Origin of the sequence: uncultured Polaribacter sp. (genome assembly GCF_947495205.1) — a bacterium.
Taxonomy (GTDB): domain Bacteria; phylum Bacteroidota; class Bacteroidia; order Flavobacteriales; family Flavobacteriaceae; genus Polaribacter.
On sequence record NZ_CANLXV010000052.1, the window covers coordinates 1 to 238 of the forward strand.

Consider the following 238-nt stretch of genomic DNA (forward strand, 5'->3'; position numbering starts at 1 on the left):
ACTTCATCATCTGCAACTGGTGCAAGTTGATCAAATGTAATGGCAACATCTGCCATATCAGTTAAACCATCTTCATCAGCTACTGTATAGCTAAAGTTTACTGGCTCTGTACTATCTGTAAATGGTGTAACCTCTAATGTACCATCTGAATTTAATGAAATTACCGTTCCATCATCTAATGTTACTGGGTTATTAGCATCTATTGGAGATGTAATACCTGTTACTGGATCAGTGATTT

At 36.1% G+C, this 238-nt stretch carries 1 protein-coding gene; it reads right to left on the reverse strand.

Features of this window, described 5'->3' with window-relative positions; all coding sequences use genetic code 11:
• The coding region (locus Q0762_RS13965) for a cadherin-like domain-containing protein (RefSeq protein ID WP_298767752.1) at positions 1-238 on the reverse strand (238 nt) is incomplete at both ends.